Raw genomic sequence first — 23541 nt, forward strand, 5'->3', positions numbered from 1 at the left:
CTTGGGCGAGGTAGGTCTTGCCGACTGAGGATTTGCCCAAGATGACAATGTTTTGGCCCAGGTGGCACCATTGTCCGTGAGCGAGTCGGCTGACTTGTTCTGGGTTGATGTTGCGGTCAGGCGCGTAGACGACGTCTTCGAGGCAGGCATCGGGGTTTGGCGATCGTGATGCCTTGAGCAGTTTGTTGATGCGGCGTTCGCGTCTGGCCGCGACTTCTTTATCGAGTGCGTAGAGCACCTTTTGGGAGAAGGTCCACGTATCGAAGGTTGGGTCGTTGGCGATGTCGATGACGCTTTTGCCGAAGGCTGTCATGCGCATTGCTGTGAAGTCCGCGAGGACGGATTCGTCGAGGAAACGCTCTTGAGGCGGGGTCGGTGGGGTCATGGCGTTGTGGTTCCTTTCTTGATGAGGTTGTCCAGACTGAACTGTGCTGCACCACCGAGGTAGGCGCCGCTGGTGTCGCGTGTTGCAGCAGCGGGTGCGTGGGCCCGATGCCCAGGTGTGGCCGGTGCCGGCTGGTCGAAGCCGTGTGGTCGGGTTGCGGCTTCTTTGCGTACGGCGGCCATCATGTTTTTGACCGCGGTGTAGGACACCGCCCGGCGGGTCCCGTCGGAGGAGAGCAGGCGCTTACATGCTTCTTCCAACACGAGCTTGTTGGCGTGTTTGCCCATTGACAGCACGTTCCTGCACGATTGGTACGCCTGGGCCGGGATTGCTTTCGCCGTGATCATTTCCTCGATGACTGCGCGTGTCGCCGGCCCGATCTTTTGGGCTTCGCGCAGGAAGTAATCGCTCGTCCACAGTCCCTGGGTGTGATCCATGTTCGCCGGTATGTGGTCGGCATCGGTGACATACGCCCCGCGGGTGTGGGCAAGCGTGTGGGTTGTAACGGCACGGCCACCATCGAAGACCGTGAGCACTTGCCCGGTGATGCGCACATCGACAGTGCGGCCAACGAGCTGGTGCGGCACGGAGTACCGCACGCTAGCTACGGTGATGTGGAAATCCGGGGCGATCTTGGCGCGTTTCCACTCGGTGCGCTGCCACGGGGTATCGGGAAGCGCTGTCAACAGGTGCCTTTCATGCGCATCGAAAATGTCTTTGCGGCTTGACTGCTGGTGACGAAACGGTACCGCCTGGTTGATCTGGTCAACCAGCTGCTGAATGCGCGAGTTGAGCTCGTCAAGGTCGACGCACTGGTGGCCATCGAGTGCGTGGATGACCTTGTGGGTGACGATCTTGACTGCGGCTTCGACATTGGCTTTGTCTTTCGGCCGTCTCGACCTCGTGGGCAGTGCTGCGGTGTTGTAATGCTCCAAAAACTGCTCGTAGGTGTCATTGACCTTGCGGTTTCGATCCGCCGCGCTGATCGCGTTCGACGCAGTCGAGGCATTATCCGGCACCACAACCTCAGGCACGCCCCCGAAGTAGGCGAACGCGTGGTGGTGGGCATCAAGCCAGGAATGCTGGCGCTCATCCGGACATGCGAGGGCAAAAATCATCCCTGAATACGGCATTGAGGCAACAAACACGCTGACCTTCACCCCCGGTGCGCCATAAGGGTCGAACAGGCGCATCTTGGTGCCTGCCCAATCCACCTGCATGGTGTGCCCCGGTGTATGGGTGATGCGTGCGGTCAAACCGGCCGCATCGACATGAGACGCCACCAACTGGCGGAACCGGTCGTAGCTGTAATGGAGCTGGCCGGGTAAAGCAGGTGTGGTGGTGTAGCGTGCCCACAGCACTTGCAGTGTCTGCTTGTTACGCCCCGTGCGGGCTTTGACCACCGCATCAAAATCGATAGGGACGAATTCGCCCTGGCCGGTGCTGCGCCCATCGACGAATAACTCGTCGAGCTCATCATCCGTCAACGCCAAAACCTGGTCGACGGTGCGAATCCCAAGGGATCGAAGCACCTGATTCGACCGGGAAATCGCGCGGTGCGAGCACCCGAGCTGTTGTTCAATCTGGCGGTACGAACGCTGCTGCACAAGCAGCTTCATCACCGCCCGGTAATCCGTCATCAGCGGACTCCTTCCGGTAACCGGCTACACCCCTGTGGTGCAACCACCCGAAAGCATCACCCGCCACCGCAAACCCCGCTACCGGATACCCACTAAACCGCTACCCGAAAGTCACCACACCGCTACCAACTAGCCGGTCGCAACATCCGAGCAGCCTTATCTATTCCGTCCGCTGAAGCTCTCTGCGTTGGGGTTAACAAAGGGCGCTTAAGTGGCGATCAAAGCGCAATTTCGGAAGCGCTGACGCTCCTGCTGGAGAGAGTTCAGTTGAACTGCCAAAAGCATGGAACTTCCGGGCTCGTATTGATGGACGAAGAGCGAAAGGAAGACAAAGCCCTTCGCGAAAGTTTGCGTCAGGGCTCACCATTTTTTCAATATGACCGAATCGCCGACACCATCGCATTTATGCCGTCTGAGGAAAGTATTGGCATCCAGATAGCAGACCTCGTGGCCGGTGGATTTTCAAGGCATATAAACCACGGCGACCCAGGGTATCTAAGAACATTTGCAAGGTCTGCGGACGGATACCCGCACTCGGTCATCGGAAGAGGCCTCAAGGTTCTCAGCAACCTGGACACTGTCCAAATGCCTGCAGCACGCACTGCACCATGGACTACCCAAGACCGAGAAGTTCACGGCTGGGAAATGCAGTTCACACAGAAACAAAAGCTGGAGTGGAAAAGCGATGGAACTCCAAACCTCATTTTCCCGTTCGACACTGACAGTCGATAAAGGGAAAGAGACCGAGTGCATTGCTGCAACGGGGTACGTAGCGCCCCTCTCGGTCTATCTCGAATGATAATGATTGGGTGGGTGTGAGGTCAAGGCCCAGCGCATGCGGCCTTCCGACGACGAGGAGGCCTACAACGCTCTCTTCTCCGACCTCGTCGCGCTCGAGCAGGCCCGCCGTGACCTCAATGACCGCGCCTTCCGCGGCAACCGGTAGGGGCGCGGGTATACCGAAATTGGAATGTGGCAAATATTTGCCACATTCCAAAAACACAACATCCGTGGGCGAGTGGTGCCGGACGAAAAGTTGGGTGGGCCATTCGGAAGGAGCTTGCCCACATGAGGAAACCGGTTACCTACAACCGGCTACCATGCAGAAAAACCGCTGGTAGCCGGTTGTAAGTAACCGGTTTGCGTGGTGGCGGCGGCAGGTCGGGCGAACCCCCGGAGCCGGGTCACTCATTGGCCTCACGCTGCGGAGTGCTGTTTGAGAATCTGCCCGACTCGGCCGTAGCTGATGCCCAGAAGGTAGGCGATGTCACGGTAGTTGTAACCGCGTTCAGAGAGTTCTTTCGCGTGCTGGGCGATTTTCCCCAGTTGATCGTGTTCTCGCCGACGAAGCTCTTCGAGCTCGTCTCGTGCCGAAAGCGCCGCCTTTTCCGCTTCGCCACCGATGGCGAGTTCGATCTGGGCGGACTCTGCATCGTGGGTCAGCTCGGGAAAAAGTCCAAGGGCGTCTTTGAATTCGTCTTCAATCTGATCAAGGCGACGCGCTTGGACAATGACACCAGGGTCTTGATCGAGTTGGCCGACCCACCAGCCGGAGTCACGTTCGACAGTCGCGGTAAAACAGTTCATCGTTCTTTCAGTCCAATCTGCTTATAAATCTTTTGGGCGGCGAGATCGGGAATTTCTCGATGCCTGGGAACGGTCGTGTAGCGATCACCGACCCATATGCCCGCCACTGACCACCAAAAACAAAACCCGGCGAATTCAGGTTTTCCCTGAGCTCGCCGGATCGCACATATTCCCCTTACTCGGAGCGGCGGGCGAACTCGCGCAGTGCCCACTCGACGGCGTCCAACTGCAGCGACGAATCGTAAGCGTCGCGCGCCAAAGCCAGCGCGGCCAGGTACTCGCCGTACTCCTCGGCGGTCCAGTCAGCGTCAGAAGACAGCCCGGCCAAACGAGCGCGGTTGGAGCAAATGATCACCGGCTTCGAAGCCTCACCCGACTCCTGCTCCCCGGCTAGGAAGTACGCCACGGCGGACGCGAACTTCGGCGGCAGGCCAGTCGCGACCAAAGCGCCGTAAGCGTCAACGGCACCCACACCGTCAAGCTTCCGAACCGCCGCCAAGAGCTGAGACGCCTTCCCCTTGTTCCGCAGGAACGCCTGCATCTGCATCACCTGGTTGGACTGGCCGGCAACGTAGGCAAAGCAGGCGCCCAGGAAGTCGATGATCTGCTCGCGCGCAAAACCGGACTCACGCACGTCCGCGCCGAACGCGAATACTTCGGAGCGGGTGATGGAGGCGGTGGCGTCGTCGCGGAAGGGCGGCACGCGGCGCAGGTGGTGCGGCCAGCCGGTTTTCCAGCGGATGGGGGAGAAGGTCACGGAATCGCCCAGCGCGTCCTGCGCGGTGGGCTTGACGGTCTCGAGGGCTTCAGCAATCTGAGTCATGCGCTCCATCTTAGAGCCCTTAGACTTGCCCAACATGACCGCAACCGTCCTGCTTCTCGACCCCCGCTGGCCCTCCCTCATCCCCCTGAACCTCGCCGGCCGCATCCAAGGCGATGTCGCCTTCACGCCTGAGGTGCCTGTCGACGTCCGCTGGGCCCTCAACGTCGAAGGCGGCACGGACAGCTGGCTGATTTCCACGGAGCCGGACGACCCGGAGGTCCTGCGCTGGCAGCAGGAGGGCGCCGCAACAGAAAAAGTCGATAGCCTCGACGACCCGGTATTCCAGGCCACCCGCACCATGCACGCCGCGCGCCGCCGCGGCGAGTGGGAGCAGGCGATGACGCACGAAAGCCTCCTGCCGTTTCTTCGGGAGGAGGCTGAGGAGGTCGCGCAGGCAATCGAGCACCAATTGCCTATCGACGACCTAAAGTCCGAACTGTCCGACCTGCTGCTCCAAATCCTGTTCCACGCTGAAATCGCGCAGGAGTCCGGCGCGTTTGATTTCGGCGACGTGGCCGACGCGTTTGTGCAGAAGATGCGCCGCCGCGCGCCCTATCTTTTCGACGGCTCAACCGGCCCCGTGGACAAGGCCACCCAGGACCGGTTGTGGGAGGAAGGCAAGGCCGCCGAGAAGCGCTAGCCGCGGAGCTGAATTAGCGCAGCGCGCCGATGTAGTTGCGGATCTCCGGCAGGTTGGCCTGGGAGGACATCTGGGAGCTCATCTCGAAGAACTTGTCCATCGGGGTGGCCGGGTCGGGTTTGACGATGCCGCACTCCAAAGCGCGGTCCGCAAGCGCGCCGACCGTGGACGCGGACACGAGGCGCAGCGTGGCGTCTGTGCCCACGACGTTGTTCACGTTGGAAACCAGCTGGGAGCGGGTGGTGTCGGGTCCGACCATCTTGGTGGAGGTCAGGCCGACGCGCAGGGCGTCGCAGTTGGCGGTGGCGATGTTGCCGTTGAGCAGCTTGATCAGCTCGAGCGACTGCGTCTGAGCCTGGGCGGTGGAGGGGGAGGCGATGGCGGCTGCGGCCATCAGGCCAGCGGCGGCAAGGGTTGCGATACGGCGCATTGTGAGGGGGTCCTTTCGGGGAAGAAACAAGGTCACGGAGAATCATACATGTTAAACAAGTGACAGGTGTGACGGAAGTGATGTGCCACCGGCGCGTTCACCATTCGCAAGGCCCCGCGCGGTACACTCTCCGGTCATGTCAGCAGCCAGGCGAGTAGCGCGCGGGTGCGGCTGCGCGGGTGTCCTCGTCGCGGCCGCCGCGGTGGTGATGGTGGTCGCGCTGGTGGCGTGGCTCATCGCCGCGTTTTCCACCCCAGAGCGCCACGAGCCGCTGCAGCCGGTGCCCACCACGATGCCGCCACCGGCCGCCGAGGCGCCCCCGCCTATCGACGTCCACGGCCCCGGCCGCACCTCCGACCTGCTCTTTGACTGGTCGCAGGACATCGGCAACGCCACCAACGTCCCCGGCCAGGCCATCCGCGCCTACGCTAACGCCGCCCTGATCGCCAAAGAGTCCTGGCCGGCCTGCAACCTGCAGTGGAACACGCTCGCCGGCATCGGCTGGGTGGAAACGCGCCACGGCACGTACACGGGCCACTTCAACAACTCCCAGCTAAACCAGGACGGCTACCCGGAGCCGCCGATCATTGGCCCGAAGCTCGACGGCGACGGCTTCGCCCACGTCACCGACACCGACCAAGGCGCCTTCGACAACGACACCGAGTTCGACCGCGCCGTGGGTCCGATGCAGTTCATCCCCGAGTCGTGGGCGCGCTACGGTCGCGACGCCAACGGCGACGGCTACCCGGACCCGCAGCAGATCGACGACGCCGCCCTCGGCGCCGCCAACCTTTTGTGCAACTCCGGCGGCGCCACGCGCGACTTGGCCACGGAGGAGGGCTGGCGCCAGGCGATTTTCGCCTACAACCAGTCCGACGACTACGTGGCCAGAGTCCGCGACGCCGCCGCGAACTACTCCATGAACCAGCCGGCACACCGCTAGCCAAACCCGGGCTAAGCTGGTACGCGGTAAGACAGCACTCGACCCACGCAAGGAGTCACCATGGCCGACATCATGCACATCTTCGCCCGCGAGATTCTGGATTCCCGCGGCAACCCGACTGTGGAGGTGGAGGCGCTGCTCGCGGACGGCTCCCACGGCCGCGCTGGCGTGCCGTCCGGCGCGTCCACGGGCGAGCACGAGGCGCACGAGCTTCGCGACGGCGACGAGCGCTACGCCGGCAAGGGTGTGCTGAAGGCTGTCGAGAACGTCAACGAGACCATTGCGGACGAGTTGGCGGGGATTGAGGCGGACGACCAGCGGATCGTCGATAAGCTTATGCTCGAGCTCGACGGCACCGACAACAAGAAGAAGCTGGGCGCGAACGCCCTTTTGGGCGTGTCCATGGCTGTGGCGAAGGCCGCGGCGGATTCGGCTGCGCTGCCGCTGTACCGCTACATCGGCGGCCCGAACGCGCACGTGCTGCCGGTGCCGATGATGAACATCCTCAACGGCGGCGCGCACGCGGATTCGGGCGTGGACGTCCAGGAGTTCATGATCGCCCCGATCGGTGCGGAGACGTTCACCGAGGCGCTGCGCATGGGCGCCGAGGTCTACCACGCGCTCAAGAGCGTGCTGAAGTCCAAGGACCTGTCCACGGGTCTTGGCGACGAGGGCGGCTTCGCCCCGTCCGTCGGCTCCACCAAGGAGGCCCTGGACCTGATCGTGGAGGCCATTGAGAAGGCAGGCTACAAGCTTGGCGACGATGTCGCGCTCGCCCTGGACGTCGCCTCCTCCGAGTTCTTCGAGGACGGCGCCTACAACTTCGAGGGCGGCAAGCACTCCGCCGAGGAGATGATCAAGGTCTACGCGGACCTGGTGGAGCAGTACCCGATCGTCTCCATCGAGGACCCGCTGGATGAAAACGACTGGGACGGCTACGTGACCCTGACCGAGCAGCTGGGCGACAAGGTGCAGATCGTCGGCGACGACTTCTTCGTCACCAACCCGAAGCGCCTGGCCGAGGGCATTGAGAAAAACGCCGCCAACGCGCTGTTGGTCAAGGTCAACCAGATTGGCACCCTGACCGAGACCTTCGACGCCGTGGAGCTGGCCCACCGCAACGGCTACCGCACCATGATGTCGCACCGCTCCGGCGAGACCGAGGACACCACCATCGCCGACCTGGCCGTGGCCCTGTCCTGCGGCCAGATCAAGACCGGTGCGCCGGCCCGCTCCGAGCGCGTGGCCAAGTACAACCGCCTCCTGCGCATCGAGGAGGAGCTCGGCCCGGCCGCCGAGTACGCGGGCCGCTCCGCGTTCCCGCGCTTCAAGTAAGCATTTGCTTATCGACGCACCTCCGGCCCCACCCGTTTTCGGCGCGGGGCCTCCTTTTGGTCGCATCGATTGACGTTTGTATCAATCTAGACTGACGATTGTATCTCTCTGAGTGATACAATCGCCAGCAATAAGCGATACAAAGTGACGGAGGGGCGTATGAAGCAAGCGGAGGTGCTCGCGACCTTGGAAACGGTCGCCTCTGACCAGTGGGGGATCGTGACTACGGCACAGGCTGGCCGGGAAGGCGTGGAAAGGCTGCAACTGTCGCGATTGGCCGAGAAGGGCGACCTTGATCGAGCGCGGCACGGCGTGTACCTGCTGCCCTCTCATCAGGCTGGGCCGCAGGATGAGATTCGTGCTGCATGGCTGTCTCTTGAACCAAAGAAGTTCATCGACGAACGCTGGGAGGATGAGCAGCCGGTCGTGGTCTCCCACGAGTCTGCAGCGCGCATCCACGGCATTGGGCGTTTGATTCCGTCAAAGTTCACTTTTTCAACCAGTGGGACGAAGCAGACGCGGCAGCAGGGGATCCGCATCTACACGCGCCGGGAGCTTGCAGAGGCAGACATCGTCTCAGTAGACGGTCTGCCAGTGACAAGCGTTGCCAGGACGGTAGGTGACCTGGCTGAACAAAAGGTCGAAAGGGGATACCTGGCTGACATCGTTGCGGACGCCCTGCGGAAGGGGAACGTACGCATCGATGACCTCGCCGAGCAACTGGAGCCAGCAGCTCGTTCCTACGGGGCGAAAACCGGCATGCAGCTTGTCTCCGAGCTCAGCGCCGAGGCGTCTTCCGTGGAGGACATCGATGAACTTCGCAAACGACTGGTTCACACCGCACAAGATGCGGGAGAAATGGGTCTCGATGACAGCGTATTGCAGTTGATTAACAACCAAATCGAAATAGCAATAGAACCACTCCGGAAGCAGCTAGAGCAGATGGCAAAGCAGCGGACTCAAGGCGTGTGTTCGTAAAAGTTAACGACGCACATCTCCCACCTGGGCAAACGCACACCGAAAATCGCCGAAATGTCAGCTTTTGCGACGCAGCATCATTTTCAGCAGCGATGCCGTATGTGTCTGAGGGGTTGGATCCGGCGCTGTCCAGTGATTAAGCAGCGGTGGGGCGAAAACACGTACAGTTGATCAAGTGACGATTCGTACTATGTTTGACCAGCTGACCGTGGACTACCTCGCGGAGCGCACCGACCACGCGAGTTTTGACCGCGGGCAGAAGATCGACCCGCAGCGTGTGGAGATCACCGAGCGCACCGACAACGTGGTGCGCTCCACGGTCACCGCGCCGCACGAGTACCACGTGTGGCTCCTACTCAGCGGCGCGGACTTGCAGGCCGAGTGCGACTGCGCGATCGAGCACGAGTGGTGTCGCCACGCGGTTGCCACCGCGCTGAAGCTGATCAGCGAGCGCGGCAAGGTCTTCACCCCCAACGTCCAGGCGGCGGCCGCGGCGGAGGCCGTGTTCGACGACGAGATCGACGAATACGTGGCCAACCTGCGCCACGACCAGCTGGTGCAGCTGGTGCGCAACCTGCGCGTGGCGCAGCCGAATGTGGACCTCGTGCTGGAGGTTGGGGCGGCGGAGCACGGTGGGGGACCGGAGGCCGTCGGTAGGCGAATCGCCAAACGGGTGGACCGCCTGAGCCGCAAGAACCCCGGCTGGTCCGCGCGCTTGACCGCGGAGGTGGCGCAGGAGTGGTTCGCGCTGCTGGACATCTGCTCCACCTGCATCGACCGCGGCTGGGGCGCGCAACTGGTGCGCCCGCTGGAGGCCGCCACCGAGGGCATCGGGCAGATGCTGCTGCGCACTGACGACGCCTACGGCTCGCTCGCCGACGCCTACCGCACCGCCATCATCCTCCACCTCGCCGCCTACCGGCAGGCCCCGCCGACGCCGGGGGAGGTGGTGGAGTGGATCTCCAACCTGGTCTTCGACGAAACCGGCTTCGGCGAACCCGACCTGGCCGACTACGCCGACTGGCTGGACATCCCGGCCGTCGATGAGTTGGAGCGCCGCCTGGACAAGCAGGACACGCAGGACGCCTTCGGCCGCTACGACGACGCCCTGCAGTACCTGCGCGAGGGCATCGCTCGCCTGCGCGGCGACGACCTCGCACTCGAGCAGATGCTCTCCGGCGACGAACTGCTCGCCTTTTTTGAGGAACGCGCCCGCGACGATGACGCCCGCGACCTGCTCGAAGCCGCCATGAAGGAGCGCGTGAGCAGGAAACGCCTGGGCCTTGGCGGCACCGGCGTCTCCATGGAGGCGCTGACAGCTCGCCTGGACCGCTACTTCGGCCCTGGTGCCTTACTCAAGTTCCGCACCGCCTTTGCCACATCCCACCCGGGTCGGGGTTTCCGCGAGCTGCTGGCCGAAGACGGCGCCACCCCCGCCATGGCCCAAGAGGTCATCGACGCCGCCCCGAGCTGGATCCAGGGCAACCTCAAGCTGCTCTACGCCGAGCACTTCGACGACTTTGAGCTGGGCTACCGTGTGGCCACCGAGCACCCGCGCCCGGACGAGCTGGACCCGGAGCTGATCTTTGAGATGGGCACCGCCATCGGCGTGAACGTGGACCGCGCCCGCGGCACCGAGCTGATGTTCCGCTTGGCAGAGCACTTCGCCGCCGCGGGCGACCTGCCCAGCTACAAGCGCCTGGAGGCGGAACTGAAGGACATCCGCAAGTTCGTCGCCGACGACGCGAACGCGCAGGACCGCTTCAACGAGCTGGTGGAGGACCTGCGCGCCCGCTACGCCGGCCGCGCCGCAATCCGCGAGATCCTCGAGCGCATCTAGCCCCTGGCGTATCATCTGCTGATTATGACGAAGCGCTCCCGCACCCGCCGCCCCAGCACGGTCCCCGTTGCCAGCCGCGACCGGGAAAACGCCGAGCGCGCCGCGCGCCGCAAGCAGCGCGGCCGGGCCATCGCATTTCCGAAGCAGGACATGGCCAGCGTGGTCATCCTCATCGCCGTGCTGATCCTCGTGCTGCTGGCCATCGCGGCTCCGCTTCGCAACTCCTACGAGGGCCGCGCCGAGATCGCCCGCGCCAACGAGTCCATCGCCCGCCTGGAAGCCCAGAAAAAGGCACTTGAGGACGACATCGCCATGTACGACGACGACGCCTTCCTCAAACAGGAAGCCCGCCGCCGCCTCGGCGTGATGGAAGAGGGCGAGACCGCCTGGCGCATCATCGACCCCCGCATGACCGCCCCCGAGGCAATCACCACCGGCAAGGACGACATCCCCGACACCCGCTCCTGGCCGCAAGTGATGTGGGATTCCCTGCGCGAGGTCCCGGGGGAGGAGCTTCCGCCTATCGACGACGCTCCGCCCGCCCCCGCACCCGCGGGGCCTGCGCCGGAAGTTCCGGCTCCGGAGGGGCCTGTGCCCGAGTCTGGCGCGCCCGAAGCGCCGGCGCCTGACACCCAGGAACCGGCCCAGTAGGCGGTCTAGAATTCCTCCTTTAGCGACTCAATGAGGTCGTCCCATCCTCCTTCGAAAGTCGTTGCATATTGGAGAACCGACTCCAGGAAAAATGCTGGTGGTGGTGTGTGGCCGTCGCCCCAGTCATCGCTGAGGAGAAACCAGCTGCTGCCGAGACTGTTTGAGGTGGCTTCTTCCCACGGGCGTAAATGGTGCTCTATGTGAAAATCATCCTGCGAGTTTTGCATGTAGACGACATAGTTCGTGGACTCATCTTTATAGAGCGGAACAATGTCGTCTACGAGCCCCAGCCGCTGTTCTTCGTGCGGCCAGGCTGCGGAATAATAAGACTCTGTCAAATGACCGTAGTACCGGGAAATCGCAGTCTGGGGGTTAACAGCCACGCTCAGTGAGTTAGGAAACACATGCGAGTAATAGAGCGAGGCGAACCCACCTGCGGAAGGACCGAAAAATATGATGCGCTCGGCGCCGGTGCTCGACGCGGCGTGTTGAATCAAGCACGGTAAATCGATCTGGAGCGGTCGGTCTTCGTCGCCCGCAAACCACCCAATTCGCACCCCTAGATCAAGCGAAGGATCCGATACAAAAAGTCTGGACGCATCTGCGCTCTGGGCTATTCGTCTACCCGTGAAAATAGGTGTTGTATGCGAAGGCCCAGCTGCTGCATGAAAGATGACCAATAGGTTTTTACTAGGCGCTTTCTCCAGCATTAAATCCAACGTGCCGCTACCGTAGCGGATCTCGTGGATGCCGGAGTTCAGATCCGTTTGGAGAAATGACTGCACGGATCGATGGTGAATGAGGGGAACTTTGTTGCTTATATAGCGGGTCAAGTCTCTCTGGCGTTGCACTGTCGTTGCTCCCTCTCGCGGTTCTGCCTGATTGAAGATTCTAGTGCTCGCCTGCAGACGCCACTGCCGCCAACCACCATGAGATAATGCCCGCATGCACACTCCTCCCACTGACGAACAACTCGCCATCGTTGCCGAGCAGCTCGGCCGCACCCCGCGTGGCGTGCTCGCCATCGCGTACACCACCCCGGACAACCAGCCGGCAGTGGTGAAGACCGCGCCCAAGCTTGACGACGGCACCCCATTTCCCACCCTCTACTACCTCACCGACCCCCGCCTAACAGCCGAGGCCTCCCGCCTCGAGGTCGCGCAGGTGATGAAGTGGATGGAAAACCGCCTCAACGCCGACAGCGATGAGGGTGAAGACCTGCGCGCCGACTACCTCGCCGCCCACGAGCATTTCCTCGCCGAACGCAACGCCATCGAGGACCTGGGCACCAACTTCTCTGGCGGCGGCATGCCGGAGCGCGTGAAGTGCCTCCACGTGCTCATCGCTTACGCGCTTGCGGAAGGACCAGAGCGCGTCCGCTTCGGCACCGAGGCAGTGGCTCTGGCCGCCGAGCACGGTGACCTTCGCGGAACCGCGATTCCGGCCGACTGGCCTACGCTCGACGACCTCGGCATCACCCCCGCCGAAGCAGGGGAGGGGCTGGCATGACGCGCGTGGCTGCCGTGGACTGCGGCACAAACTCCATCCGCCTACTCATCCACGACACGGACACCGGCGAGGTCTCCCGCCGCAACACCATCGTCCGTCTTGGGCAGGGTGTCGACGAGACCGGTCAATTCGCCCCAGAGGCCATCGAGCGAACCCGCGTGGCCCTTGCCGACTATGTCGAGGAGATGCAGCGCGAGAACGTCACCCGCGTGCGCATGGTGGCCACCTCCGCCACCCGCGACGCCGCAAACCGTGAGGACTTCTTCGCCATGACCCGGGAGCTGCTCGGCCAGATCCAGCCGGGCGCAGTCGCCGAGGTGATCACCGGCGAGGAGGAGGCGGCGCTGTCGTTCGCCGGTGCGACGGCGGATATTGACCCCGCCTGCGGCCCGTTCTGCGTGATTGATCTCGGCGGCGGCTCCACCGAGTTCGTCATGGAGGGCCATGCCGTCTCCACCCAAATGGGGTGTGTGCGCATCACCGAGCGCATCATGCGCACCGACCCGCCCACAGCGGAGGAGGCTGCTGAGGCGCGTGTATTCATCGACGCGAAGATCGCTGACGCCGCGTCCACCGTCCCTTTTGCAGATGCGCGAACATTCGTCGGCTGCGCCGGTACCTTCACCACTCTCTCCGCGCTAGCGCAGGGGCTGGAATCCTACGACCCTGAGCGCATCCACATGTCGGAGATCCCCTTCGACCGGCTGCGCAAGGTGACCGCGGACCTGCGCGTGAAGACCGCAGTGCAACGTCGTGAGAACCCGGTGGTCCACCCCGGCCGTGCCGACGTGATCGGCTCCGGTTCCACCGTGGTGGAGCAGCTCATGGACACCTACGAACGCGAAGCTGGCGCTACTAGCTTCATCATCAGCGAAAAAGATATCCTCGACGGGATTGTTGCCGGGCTGGCCTAATCCTGGTCCGGCTCGTAGATCGTGTCCTCGATCTCCTTAGACGAACCGCCACGGAGCTTCTTGCCCTTGCGGAGGTCCTTGACCTCCCGCATGCGCGGCTCCGGATCGATCTTGTTAGCGATAGCCCGGCGAGCAGAAGCAGTGACCTGCTTGGTCACCGGCGAATTAGCGACGGCCTGCGCGGCGTTGACGATCTGGTGGTAGCGCTTCCGGCCGGCTTTCGTGCCGAGCACATACCCGGCGGCGGCCCCGACAACGTATTGGTACATGGTTGTCAGGGTACAGCGGAAAGGAGGGACGGGGTGGTTGCCCTTGGGTCCCAATGATCACTGTGCTGTACTAAGTTGTAGAGAGTATCCCTGTGTCGAACAACCCTTAAGGAAACCATGTCGGTAAAGCCGAAAATTATGACTGTCTACGGCACCCGTCCGGAGGCGATTAAGGTTGCGCCAGTAGTCAGCGCGCTCCAGAACGACGATCGTTTTGAATCGGTAGTGGTCTCTACTGGTCAGCACAAAGAGATGCTTGAGCAGGTGAACAAGCGTTTCGGTATCACCCCGGATCACGATATGGCGCTGATGAAGCCGGGGCAGACCCTTAACGAGTTGGTAGCGCGTGCGATTCAGGGGCTTGATCCGATTATCGAGAAAGAGAAGCCTGACGTCATCATTTCTCAGGGCGATACGTCGACGGCGATGGTGGCGGCTTTGGCTGGTTTCCACAAAGGCGTAAAGGTTGTGCACCTCGAGGCTGGTCTGCGTACAGGAAACATCTTCTCGCCATTTCCTGAGGAAGCGAACCGCAAGATCATCGGCCAGATTGCTTCCCTCCACTTGGCTCCTACAAACGAGTCGCGCGAAAATCTTCGCCGAGAGAACTTCCGTTCCAAGGACATCGTCGTTACGGGTAACACCGTCATTGATGCCCTGCTCGCGGCGTCGGAATGGGAAGTTGCATTTGAGGATCCGCGACTGGAGGAGCTTCGAAACTCCGATGAGAAGCTCGTCCTTGTCACCACCCACCGCCGCGAGAACCTTGACGCGATGAAGGAAATCGGTGGCGCTGTCCAGGACCTGGCAAAGTCCTACCCGGACCACATTTTTGCGCTGCCGCTGCACCTCAACCCGAAGGTGCGGGATGCGGTTCTCCCCGAGGTCGAAGATCTCCCAAACGTCATCATCACGGATCCGTTGCCGTATGACCAGTTCACGGCGCTGATGAGCCGTGCCTACCTGGTGCTCACCGATTCTGGCGGAGTGCAGGAGGAGGCTCCGTCGCTTGGCAAGCCTGTCCTCGTGATGCGTGAGAACACCGAGCGTCCTGAAGCTGTGGTTGCTGGAACAGTTAAACTTGTCGGGACGGATCGCCAGCGTATCGTGGCAGAAGCCAGGAATTTGCTTGACCAATCGGCCGCATATGAGGCAATGGCGAATGCTGTCAACCCTTATGGTGACGGCAAAGCGGCGCCTCGCGCGATTGCGGCGATTGCTGAATTAACTGGTGTGGGCGCTCGAAATGCTGAGTTTGAACCCCACTACTAACTGGTCGCGAATCGTATTTCTGTATCGAAAAACTGCGAGTTATAGTTAGATGCGCACAGTTTGGTAAAGGGGCTATAGCTCAGTCGGTTAGAGCCGCGGACTCATAATCCGCTGGTCGCGGGTTCGAGCCCCGCTGGCCCCACTAAGTTAAGTGCAGGTTAATACGCTGGGGTAGTAAATGTTATGCCTATCCAAGTAACCGAGGTTCCAAATGAGAGTTCAGCTGATAACGCAGTATTGGTGGCCTCATGACGGCGTACCTCACCGAAGATGGAGTTGGATCACTGAGGCTTTAGTTAAGAATGGCCACCAAGTCACTGTAGTAACCCCCGTCGCAGGTAAAGAGCGCGGATGGAATGGACTACGCAGCATCTTGCGAGAGTTTTTATCTCATCGAACGGTAGCTGCCGAGATTGGCCCGCAAGGCGAATCGATTTATCGAGTACCAGCGTCGAAACACTCTGATTCGTTGGTTAAGCGAGCGTTTAACCAAGGAATGGTTGCTTTTAACTCGCTGGTTATGGTCCTGGTGATATGGCGAAATGCTTCTCGGGGCATGAGGCCGCACCTAATCGTGGGTACGGTGCCGGCACTTCCAACTGCGATTGCCACCTGGCTTGCTTCTCGTATTACGGACACCCCATACGTTGTGGACCTTCGAGATGCATGGCCGCAACTTCTTGAAGAAGTGTCTCGGTGGGATGAAGTCCGCGGAAAACCTACTGCACTTAGGAGCACGATCTTTCGCCGAGGTATTAAGGTCTCTACTGGGCTCGTAAAAATCCTGATGCATCGAATCTATCGTGAAGCGGACGGGATTATTGTAACAGCTGAAACCCTCGGGGAGAGTTTATTGGACGGTGGGATGCTGGAGAAGTCCGATCTCTTCATTTTGAGGAATGTTTACCCCACGCCGCTTCGTCCTAAAACCTACTACCCTGCCTCACAGTCGGCGAAGCGGTCCCTGAAAGTTCTTTACGCTGGTAAGATAGGCCGAGCGCAGGATCTTACAACCGTTCTTGAGGCGGTGAGTTTGGCAGCTGAACGTGGGTATTCGATTGCACTACGGGTTCGGGGCACTGGGGCGGGACTCCAGCAAGCCCGTGATTTAGCCGACCGTTTAGGAATTTCGGTTGATTTTGGAGAAACGGTTGCGCGTCAAGCACTGCAGGAAGATTTCGACTGGGCAGACACCGCTCTCGTGCATTTGCGAAACTGGCCCGCGTTACATCAAGCAGTTCCTTCAAAAACATTTGAATTGATGAGACAAAAAATCCACATCACAGGCGTGGTTGCGGGAGAGACGGCTGACTTGATTCGAACGCTTGGTGCGGGACACGTCGTTCCTCCTGGCGATTACCATGGTCTCGCGGAACTTTGGGCGTATCTACTCGAGAATCCAGACGAACTGGTTGTGGGGGATAGAGCCCGGCGGTGGGTTATTAGCACTGAGAAAGAAGAGCTTAGATTGTTTCCGGCATACTTAGAAAGATTGGTTGAGAATGCCCGCGTTGAAAGGACTATGTAAACAGTTTGCGATCCTGACCGTGGAAGTCCTACGAGTTTTCAGGATCAATCCCGATACGACTAGTCTGAAAGTTCTCGAACGGTTACGTCGTTGTTCACCCAGCTCGTTTAGGCCTTTGATCTTTGCGCTAGAAAAGCAGCTGCTTGCACAACCATCAAATAGTACTGCCGAGTTATTACGATCGGGCCACTTTGTTTCGGCAGCGAAACAGATTCTTGCAGAGCCGAATCTTTACTCTAGCCTCGACCGGAGAGCCACAATCGGTGCACTACGAAAAATCGACCCCTCTACCGCACATATTCAAGAATCGCCGGCGCCAGTTCCGGCCGCCGTCCGACCCTCCGTGCTCCACCTGGTAACGAATAGTTTGCCGCATACACAGTCTGGTTATACCCTGCGCACACACAACATCCTTAAGGGGCAAAACCAGATCGGAATCAACGCGCGAGCGGTTACCCGATTGAATTACCCGCTGAATGTAGGCCGGTTTAGCACGGGGGAGGTAGAGCAAGTGGAGGGGGTTACTTATTACCGCGTTTTTGCAGGCGGGTCGAAGCGGGACGCTAGGTATCGCGACCGCGTAGTCGCGATATGTAAAAACATGGAAGTGAACCTTCTACACACAACAACTAACTACCTGAATGCGACCGTGACTTCAGCGATTGCAAACCAACTTGGGGTACCTTGGATTTACGAAGTGCGAGGTGAACCTGAATCAACGTGGCTTTCCAAAATACCAAAGGAATTACATGCGTCAGCTCGCGAATCGGAGTTCTATAGGTTCGCTAGACAGCACGAAATAGTAGCAGCACGCTCTGCGAGTGCAGTAGTGGTGCTGAGCGATGTTTATCGGGAGATACTCGTCGAAAGGGGAATAGAGCGCAAAAAGATTTTCGTCGTCCCCAACGGAGTCTCAACCGACGATATCAAACGAGGCAGATCTTTCGACAAGTCGGAGTTGCGACGGTCTCTGGGGCTAGCATCGGACCGTACGATAATCGGCATAATCTCGTCTCTAGTTTCCTACGAGGGCATTGACACCTTGATTGCGGCTGCCAAACACCTTCCTTCCGCCCTGAATATCCTAATCGTAGGAGAAGGGGAACAACGCGGAGAACTCGAGCGTATGGCCCGCGAGTTTGATGTGGCAGATCGCGTGTGCTTCGTGGGGCAAGTTCCGCGCGACGAGGTTTGGAAATGGTATGCAGCGCTGGATGTTTTCATTCTTCCACGGCAAGACGAGACTGTCACTCGCCGGGTTACACCTATCAAGGCTTTGCAAGCACAAGCCTACGGTATTCCGGTCGTAGCAAGTGATCTTCCCGCGGTCCGAGAGATTAGCGGCAACATTGAGACGTACTTTCCAGCCGGCAATGAAATCGCCCTTGCTGCAGCGATAATCGAAACTGTTGAGCGAAAAGATGATCCAGCGCGACGTAGGAACTGGGCCAGTCAACATGAGTGGAAAACCATCGTACGAAAATACGACGAAATCTATACGAAGGTTTTAGCTACGGTCCCATCTTCGGAATAAAGCACCGAGGCCCTATACCGTCTCACTGCGCAAAATAATCTTGGGCGTAGTCGAATTTCTCAAGTTGTAATCAATAATCTCGTTTGCCCGATCAATCTTACCTAGGGTAACCGCCTCGCCCCACTTGGCGTATTCCGGGGAAATGTCAGAGATTAAACCATCGCTGATAACCACACCGTCGTGCAGCCAGATACAACGCTTACAGTTTCTCCTTATCGTTTTCGCACTATGCGATACAACGAATATAGTGCCGGAACTTTCTAGCATTGCCTCCATACGCTTACTAGCAATTTCGTTGAACGTGGCGTCACCGGTACCCAACGCCTCGTCAATCATCAAGATCTCCGGTTCACGAGAAGTTGCTATAGCAAATACTAGTCTAGCTTGCATCCCAGACGAGTAGGTGTGCATCGGGCGGCTAAGAGCCTCCTCGAGACCAGTGAGATCTGCAATCGACGGCAGAAGCTCATCAACTTGCTTAGGTGGATTGCCTGTAGCCAACAAACCCAACCTAATATTTTGGTATCCTGTTAACTTCGGTTGTAGAGCTGCAGACACGCCGAGTAGAGAGGGCTTCGCACTAACAAAAACCTCTCCTTCCGTAGGCGTTTCCATTCCAGCGATGAGCCTAAGAAGCGTCGACTTTCCTGAGCCGTTCTTCCCTAGAATTCCGATTGACTCACCCTTTTCGACAGCGAAGCTTACACCCTTCACAGCTTCTACCGGGCGCTGTCGAGACCGGAATATCAGGTCGAGAGGGTTTTGTGAGCGAGGTACATAGAAAGTCTTCCTGAGATTTCTAGTGACCACCGCGGGTCTATTTAGCATCTGCATAGTGATGTTCCGCTCGCCAAAAATAGATCAAACCAAGAAAGAACGTTAGGAATGTGGTGACCACAAGGTATCCCCAAACTTTCAAGGAAGGGGATTCGAAGTATAGAACAGATCCTCTCATGGCTTCCAAAAACTGGTAAGCAGGATTGAATTTGACAAGCTGCAGGATCGTAGGGTTGGAGGTGAAACGCTCGAAAGAGAAAAAGACGCCGGAGCTATAAAACCAAGCCCGGCGGACGAGGGAGATGAGTGCACGTAGATCCGGAATAAATGCTGTTGCCCTGGCTACGAAGAACATCAGGCCGGTAGAGAAGATGTGGATCAGGAAATACAGAGGGATAACGAGAATAATCGTCCAGCTCAACCCGTGCTCCAGTTGGAACGACAAGGCAAAGATCACACCTACGATTGCAGGGGTGATATTTGCGAAAAAGTTCCTAATACCTTGAGCAACAACTAATGAACCGAATGGAAACTGGAATGCACTGACGAGGTTTCTAGATGATCTGATGACAGATGTACCTTGAGTCAGCCCGTCGGCCAAAAAGCCGAAGAACATGATTCCGAGTACTATGTAGCCGATAAAGTTCTCGATGCCTCGTGATGTGTTAAGCAGCAATCCGAAGATTATTCCGTACATCGCCGCATTCATCAGCGGTTCCAGCACGTTCCAAATACGTCCCAGGTAGAAGTTTTCATTCTTAACGGAATTGCGGGCTATCGCATCTTCGAAGATGAAGTGCCGAGTAGCCCAAATGTCGGCCAGGTACTTACGAAGTGTCGGTCGTCTAGATATAGAACGAAGTTCCGAATCGTCGATGAGGATAATGGGTAACCAACTTTCATAAATTTTCGCGAGCCCGAGGCCTACGCTAGGAGAGAAAAGGCTCGGATCCACGTAGCCAAGAGGAACCTAAAGGCTTGTTTGATGGATCCTCAATTCTTACGATTACACGTTCCGTCCAACCTGTAGCGTCGACGATTAATTCCTCGGATAATGGGATTGTCAACTCTGATCGCTTACCGCTAATTCCGTAGTTAATAACGAGTGAATAAGCGCCGGGGTAGTCCAGGCCCCGGGAAACTAAATACTCCTCAAAGTTTCCCTGGATAGTGAGCCGGTTGGTTTCGAGATCCAGTCGGGCTGAAGCTCGAAGACTCGGCGGGTCGATCGAGAAATCAAGCTGACTATCCATTGACGCTGGTTCGTGGTTGCGGTTGATTTCATCTAAAACAGTTTCGGCGTTGCCAACGCAAGCGGTCTGTTTAGGCTCGCCGATGTAGTGCTGTTGCTTTCCCATGGAACTGAGGTTGGCCCCCGAACGCATATAGACGAAAAAGGCTGCAGTATTACGTTCGAGGAAGAGGTCAAGACCGCGCGTACGAAATGCGCGCCGCACATTGGTGGTAAAATACTCGGGAAGTTCGTAAGGGGAAAGCTTTTCTATTTCGTGAAAATCGCGAGATACTAGGAACTTCGTGCCAGTCAGCGCAACATCCATCTCGGCCTCGTGTAGCTGACCCCCATTTGTCGGGTAATAGATAAAACTATTTGGTAGGCCGATTGCCTTCAGCGAGCGCCCGGGAAGCTTTACGGCGCTTTGCGCGACGCGAGAAATGATTCTTAAGCCCCACTTAGCCCACAGATCATCATCGTCAAGCCCCACTCTCACATACAGGTCGGGTGTACCTTTGGTGAAGTCATTCAATGAGCGAATAAACCGTGAGTGCAACCTGGCAAAGTTCTTCGCAATTGACTTATTCGGCAAAACCTTCGCATCAATATGCCCGTTTGGTGGAGACGGGTAGCCGTCCTCAGGATGCGCGTAGGGAATGAGAAAGAACGAGGTAGTATCTTGGAGGCTATTCAGGGTGTTTACTCGCCTCGCGATTGAAACATACTGCTCGAATTTGTCAATAGAGCAGTACACAACGTGAATATGAATGGTGTTTGCTACAGGCTGAAGCGCTGCCAGGGATGCGAGACTTCTAAAGTGTGCTTGTTCAAGACGTCCGATCACGGACGGGTCGGACTCCGTGTCTGCGAAAATAGTCTCAGAGAGGATCAACGTATCGCCAGCGTCGAAGCGGAGTGATCTCCGACGGGTTGTATTGCAGGGGATCCCGGCCGCAGATGCGATTTCAGTTATAGTGTCGCGGAATACCATTGGGACGTGGTCGACATCTAGAGTCGGAATATCGCTCCGCTCAGTCTCGAACAGTGTGTTGAACTTACCTAAGAGTTCTTCAATATTGTCGAACTCCGGAAAAGTAATGATGTTCACGTTTAATACCTTATCGTCCGGAAACGCGTCTAAAAAGTGGATCAAGCGTAGAAATTGCCTTTGAAACCACCCGGTTTAAAGCTGTATCTTTTCCATCTTTCGGAAGCGAAGTAATGGAATGCCTTTCCCATATACGGACTTGAATTGATCCGAGTTTTGAAGAGCGCAGAGCCTCAAGTCGCGCTTCTGTTGACTCAAGCTTCGATCTGAGCTGGGCTGTCTCGGAGTCAAATCGTTTTTGCAACTCTACTGTGGAGATAGGCGCATCGTTTGTTGTATCTCTCGGGGGAACAGATGTTGGAACTTTGTGTGATGACTGGGATTTTTCAATCAAAGATGAATAAATTGGTTTCTTATTCCGCAGCTGTTCTGTCACGGATTTATGGATTAGGAGTTTTTCCTTAATAGCGCGCAAATCAACCTCCTCGTTTGCGTTGCCAGTCGGCGTACGCAAGACGTAAACAGTCTCTCCTAGGACCATCGCGTGACTGTCGCTGGTTCGTCTCGGGATCGCGTCAATATCGGTGAGCGCTAACGACGTGCTCAAAAAGGGTGATTGAGTAAGGGCCTTATGGATTGGTAGGTTTTCAACCAAGAACTCAACCAACTCTGGTCTTACGCGAGAATAAGAGTGGGCTTCGGCTACGGAAAAACACCGTGATGCAGCCTCCTGTAACAATTCTGGTTCAGTATCCAGACTTCTCAGTAAAGACTCGAAATCGTCCCGACTCTCAGCATAAAGTGGGTAGTCGGCACCGAGTATTGAAACGTTAACAGGGGTAGGGTTCAAGATCGCGGGCTTGCCCATAGCGCCATACTCAAGAATCTTGGTGGAAAATTCGCTGCTGCTGTTCAAAGTGGCAGCCCTCCAACCGATGCCGACATCCGATGAAGCTATGAGACTTCTGCTCTCGGAACGGGGGACGCGTCCATGCCAAGTAAGACCTGGCGTACTAGACAGGAGGTACTTCACGTTGCTTACGAAGTAATCGTCGTTTGGATCAGGCCTGAATTGGTCGCCGGCAACATCAAGGTGCAGATTGTAGCCTTGACGATTTACCGCCTTAAAGGCGGAAAAAATTTCGACCACATTCCATGCAGCAAAAAATTTTCCGGTGTATACGAAGCGCTGAGCCCTGTGTGTATGAGATGGAATCTCATCGGCTGCAATTACTGGGTCGGGCACATGAGGCGGCAGGATCGCTGACTCAGCCTTGCCTTGTAATAGCCTGTTTAGCTGCTCTTGGATGTGAGGTGTCTGGCAAAGGAAACGAGAACCGCATCTTTCGAGGTTCCGAAGTGCATTCAGAATTTCATCGTCTGGCTCAGAATCGAGTGCAGTTAGCCCAGTGACGTACGTTACGAGGTTGTGTTCGTCTGCTCCCGCCTGATTTATGTATTCACAAGCTGTTAAGGTATCCCTCAAAATTAGGGCGTCTGCACTGGTGTTCTGATAAACGGTATAGATGGCTTGCGCATACTCGGCTCTTGTAAGGGCGCGGGTTCCGGATTTTTCGGGCAGATAGCAGAGCTCGTTGGGTCTAAAAGGATCAATAATTTTTAGATTTGGGTAGCAAGTTAATTCGTCTAAAACCTCAGACCTTTCGATCGGATTTGCGGTAACTACATAGACATCGATGAAGGGATTCTCTGCAAGCATTGCCGATAGCCCGGAGATGAAGAACGCGGACCCGTCAATTACATTTAAATTAATGTAACCAGCGACGACGATTCGCAGGTTACGTGATACCTGAGGGGGTTCGTGGCGCATTAGAAATCAACCTTTCTTGCAACGGTCTTACCTCGTGAATTTTTGCTATTACTTCGTACTTCAACAACGGCGGAGCAGTTCGGTTTGAAAATACGGTGATCAAGAGGGAAGGAGTTGCTTCGTTGAAACTTGGTTTGCAAGACCGTTTCACCTCGCGCGACAAAAGTGAAACGGTATTCCAAGTTTTCTCCGTCGGCTACGCATACGAGTAGTGACCTTCCTTCCAAGTCATATTTGCCCACCGTGCGGATAACGGGCGCTGAGTGTTCACATTGTGAGCTTTCGTGTTCATCTAGGACGTCAGCGAATGATTGAAAGATCGGCAAGAGGGAGGCCTCTAGTTCCCTGTACAGGTGTTCCCAATCTGGGGTTT

Annotated in this window: 23 protein-coding genes and 1 tRNA gene; 13 read left to right on the forward strand and 11 right to left on the reverse strand. The window is 57.9% G+C overall.

Features of this window, described 5'->3' with window-relative positions:
* Both MHY23_RS10040 and istA read right to left on the reverse strand, forming a co-directional pair.
* Positions 1–385: ATP-binding protein (locus MHY23_RS10040; RefSeq protein WP_239307431.1), on the reverse strand; the 385-nt coding region annotated here is incomplete at its 3' end.
* A complete protein-coding gene (istA, locus tag MHY23_RS10045; protein WP_239307432.1) occupies positions 382–2025 on the reverse strand; it encodes an IS21 family transposase in 1644 nt (547 codons plus the stop codon). The genes MHY23_RS10040 and istA, both read right to left, overlap by 4 nt.
* Positions 2026–2253: 228 nt before the next feature.
* Here istA and MHY23_RS10050 point away from each other — a divergent pair, with 228 nt between their 5' ends.
* The gene (locus MHY23_RS10050; RefSeq protein ID WP_370645849.1) at positions 2254–2757 is read left to right on the forward strand and encodes a DUF3800 domain-containing protein; all 504 of its coding nucleotides are present in this window, start codon (positions 2254–2256) and stop codon (positions 2755–2757) included.
* A 465-nt stretch (positions 2758–3222) separates the two neighbouring features.
* On the opposite strand, the gene MHY23_RS10055 is transcribed toward MHY23_RS10050, so the two are convergent.
* Complete coding sequence (locus MHY23_RS10055; RefSeq protein WP_239307434.1) at positions 3223–3612, reverse strand: hypothetical protein; 390 nt, start codon at positions 3610–3612, stop codon at positions 3223–3225.
* A gap of 175 nt (positions 3613–3787) precedes the next feature.
* The gene (locus tag MHY23_RS10060) at positions 3788–4435 is read right to left on the reverse strand and encodes a hypothetical protein (RefSeq protein ID WP_239307435.1); all 648 of its coding nucleotides are present in this window, start codon (positions 4433–4435) and stop codon (positions 3788–3790) included.
* Positions 4436–4469: 34 nt separating this feature from the next.
* On the opposite strand from MHY23_RS10060, the gene MHY23_RS10065 reads away from it, so the two are divergent.
* Positions 4470–5075, forward strand: coding sequence for a MazG nucleotide pyrophosphohydrolase domain-containing protein (locus MHY23_RS10065; RefSeq protein WP_239307436.1), 606 nt, complete (start codon positions 4470–4472; stop codon positions 5073–5075).
* 13 nt (positions 5076–5088) lie between these two features.
* Here the strand turns inward: MHY23_RS10065 and MHY23_RS10070 are convergent, their stop codons facing one another.
* A complete protein-coding gene (locus tag MHY23_RS10070) occupies positions 5089–5505 on the reverse strand; it encodes a hypothetical protein (RefSeq protein WP_239307437.1) in 417 nt (138 codons plus the stop codon).
* Between the two features lie 136 nt (positions 5506–5641).
* Between MHY23_RS10070 and MHY23_RS10075 the strand changes: the two genes are divergently transcribed.
* The 5 genes from MHY23_RS10075 to MHY23_RS10095 all read left to right on the forward strand — a co-directional run bounded on the left by MHY23_RS10075 (position 5642) and on the right by MHY23_RS10095 (position 11252).
* On the forward strand, positions 5642–6448 hold the full coding sequence (locus tag MHY23_RS10075; protein ID WP_239307438.1) for a lytic transglycosylase domain-containing protein: 807 nt from the start codon (positions 5642–5644) through the stop codon (positions 6446–6448).
* Positions 6449–6508: 60 nt separating this feature from the next.
* On the forward strand, positions 6509–7783 hold the full coding sequence (eno, locus tag MHY23_RS10080; protein ID WP_239307439.1) for a phosphopyruvate hydratase: 1275 nt from the start codon (positions 6509–6511) through the stop codon (positions 7781–7783).
* 159 nt (positions 7784–7942) lie between these two features.
* Positions 7943–8761 carry a type IV toxin-antitoxin system AbiEi family antitoxin domain-containing protein gene (locus MHY23_RS10085; RefSeq protein WP_239307440.1) on the forward strand — a complete coding sequence of 273 codons (819 nt, stop codon included), beginning with the start codon at positions 7943–7945 and terminating at the stop codon, positions 8759–8761.
* A gap of 175 nt (positions 8762–8936) precedes the next feature.
* Complete coding sequence (locus MHY23_RS10090) at positions 8937–10601, forward strand: SWIM zinc finger family protein (protein ID WP_239307441.1); 1665 nt, start codon at positions 8937–8939, stop codon at positions 10599–10601.
* A gap of 24 nt (positions 10602–10625) precedes the next feature.
* A complete protein-coding gene (locus MHY23_RS10095; RefSeq protein WP_239307442.1) occupies positions 10626–11252 on the forward strand; it encodes a septum formation initiator family protein in 627 nt (208 codons plus the stop codon).
* Positions 11253–11257: 5 nt separating this feature from the next.
* On the opposite strand, the gene MHY23_RS10100 is transcribed toward MHY23_RS10095, so the two are convergent.
* The gene (locus MHY23_RS10100) at positions 11258–12037 is read right to left on the reverse strand and encodes a hypothetical protein (protein ID WP_239307443.1); all 780 of its coding nucleotides are present in this window, start codon (positions 12035–12037) and stop codon (positions 11258–11260) included.
* Between the two features lie 160 nt (positions 12038–12197).
* Here MHY23_RS10100 and MHY23_RS10105 point away from each other — a divergent pair, with 160 nt between their 5' ends.
* Positions 12198–12761: a DUF501 domain-containing protein gene (locus MHY23_RS10105; RefSeq protein WP_239307444.1), complete on the forward strand. Its 564-nt coding sequence runs from the start codon at positions 12198–12200 to the stop codon at positions 12759–12761.
* Positions 12758–13675 (forward strand): Ppx/GppA phosphatase family protein, encoded by a 918-nt coding sequence (locus tag MHY23_RS10110; RefSeq protein WP_239307445.1) that lies wholly within the window; start codon positions 12758–12760, stop codon positions 13673–13675. The genes MHY23_RS10105 and MHY23_RS10110 overlap by 4 nt, the downstream gene beginning before the upstream one ends.
* Here the strand turns inward: MHY23_RS10110 and MHY23_RS10115 are convergent.
* A complete protein-coding gene (locus MHY23_RS10115; RefSeq protein ID WP_239307446.1) occupies positions 13672–13944 on the reverse strand; it encodes a hypothetical protein in 273 nt (90 codons plus the stop codon). The two genes, MHY23_RS10110 and MHY23_RS10115, sit on opposite strands and share 4 nt — an antisense overlap.
* 117 nt (positions 13945–14061) lie before the next feature.
* On the opposite strand from MHY23_RS10115, the gene wecB reads away from it, so the two are divergent.
* The 4 genes from wecB to MHY23_RS10135 all read left to right on the forward strand — a co-directional run bounded on the left by wecB (position 14062) and on the right by MHY23_RS10135 (position 18278).
* Positions 14062–15216 carry a non-hydrolyzing UDP-N-acetylglucosamine 2-epimerase gene (gene wecB / locus MHY23_RS10120; RefSeq protein ID WP_239307447.1) on the forward strand — a complete coding sequence of 385 codons (1155 nt, stop codon included), beginning with the start codon at positions 14062–14064 and terminating at the stop codon, positions 15214–15216.
* A gap of 68 nt (positions 15217–15284) precedes the next feature.
* Positions 15285–15358, forward strand: a tRNA-Ile gene (locus MHY23_RS10125).
* 69 nt (positions 15359–15427) lie between these two features.
* Positions 15428–16744, forward strand: coding sequence for a glycosyltransferase family 4 protein (locus tag MHY23_RS10130; protein WP_239307448.1), 1317 nt, complete (start codon positions 15428–15430; stop codon positions 16742–16744).
* Positions 16719–18278: a glycosyltransferase family 4 protein gene (locus MHY23_RS10135; protein ID WP_239307449.1), complete on the forward strand. Its 1560-nt coding sequence runs from the start codon at positions 16719–16721 to the stop codon at positions 18276–18278. Before MHY23_RS10130 ends, MHY23_RS10135 begins: the two co-directional genes overlap by 26 nt.
* Before the next feature lie 12 nt (positions 18279–18290).
* Here MHY23_RS10135 and MHY23_RS10140 read toward each other — a convergent pair whose 3' ends face one another.
* Genes MHY23_RS10140 through MHY23_RS10155 form a run of 4 tightly spaced genes read right to left on the reverse strand, consistent with a single transcriptional unit; the run spans position 18291 to position 23168 of the window.
* Positions 18291–19112, reverse strand: coding sequence for an ABC transporter ATP-binding protein (locus MHY23_RS10140; RefSeq protein WP_370645848.1), 822 nt, complete (start codon positions 19110–19112; stop codon positions 18291–18293).
* The gene (locus tag MHY23_RS10145) at positions 19096–20010 is read right to left on the reverse strand and encodes an ABC transporter permease (RefSeq protein WP_239307450.1); all 915 of its coding nucleotides are present in this window, start codon (positions 20008–20010) and stop codon (positions 19096–19098) included. The genes MHY23_RS10140 and MHY23_RS10145 overlap by 17 nt, the downstream gene beginning before the upstream one ends.
* Positions 19985–21397, reverse strand: coding sequence for a hypothetical protein (locus MHY23_RS10150; RefSeq protein WP_239307451.1), 1413 nt, complete (start codon positions 21395–21397; stop codon positions 19985–19987). The genes MHY23_RS10145 and MHY23_RS10150 overlap by 26 nt, the downstream gene beginning before the upstream one ends.
* Before the next feature lie 10 nt (positions 21398–21407).
* Positions 21408–23168 carry a glycosyltransferase gene (locus MHY23_RS10155; RefSeq protein ID WP_239307452.1) on the reverse strand — a complete coding sequence of 587 codons (1761 nt, stop codon included), beginning with the start codon at positions 23166–23168 and terminating at the stop codon, positions 21408–21410.
* Positions 23169–23541 lie beyond the last annotated feature (373 nt).

Origin of the sequence: Corynebacterium sp. ACRQP (assembly GCF_022345915.1) — a bacterium.
Classification (GTDB): Bacteria; Actinomycetota; Actinomycetes; order Mycobacteriales; family Mycobacteriaceae; genus Corynebacterium; species Corynebacterium lehmanniae.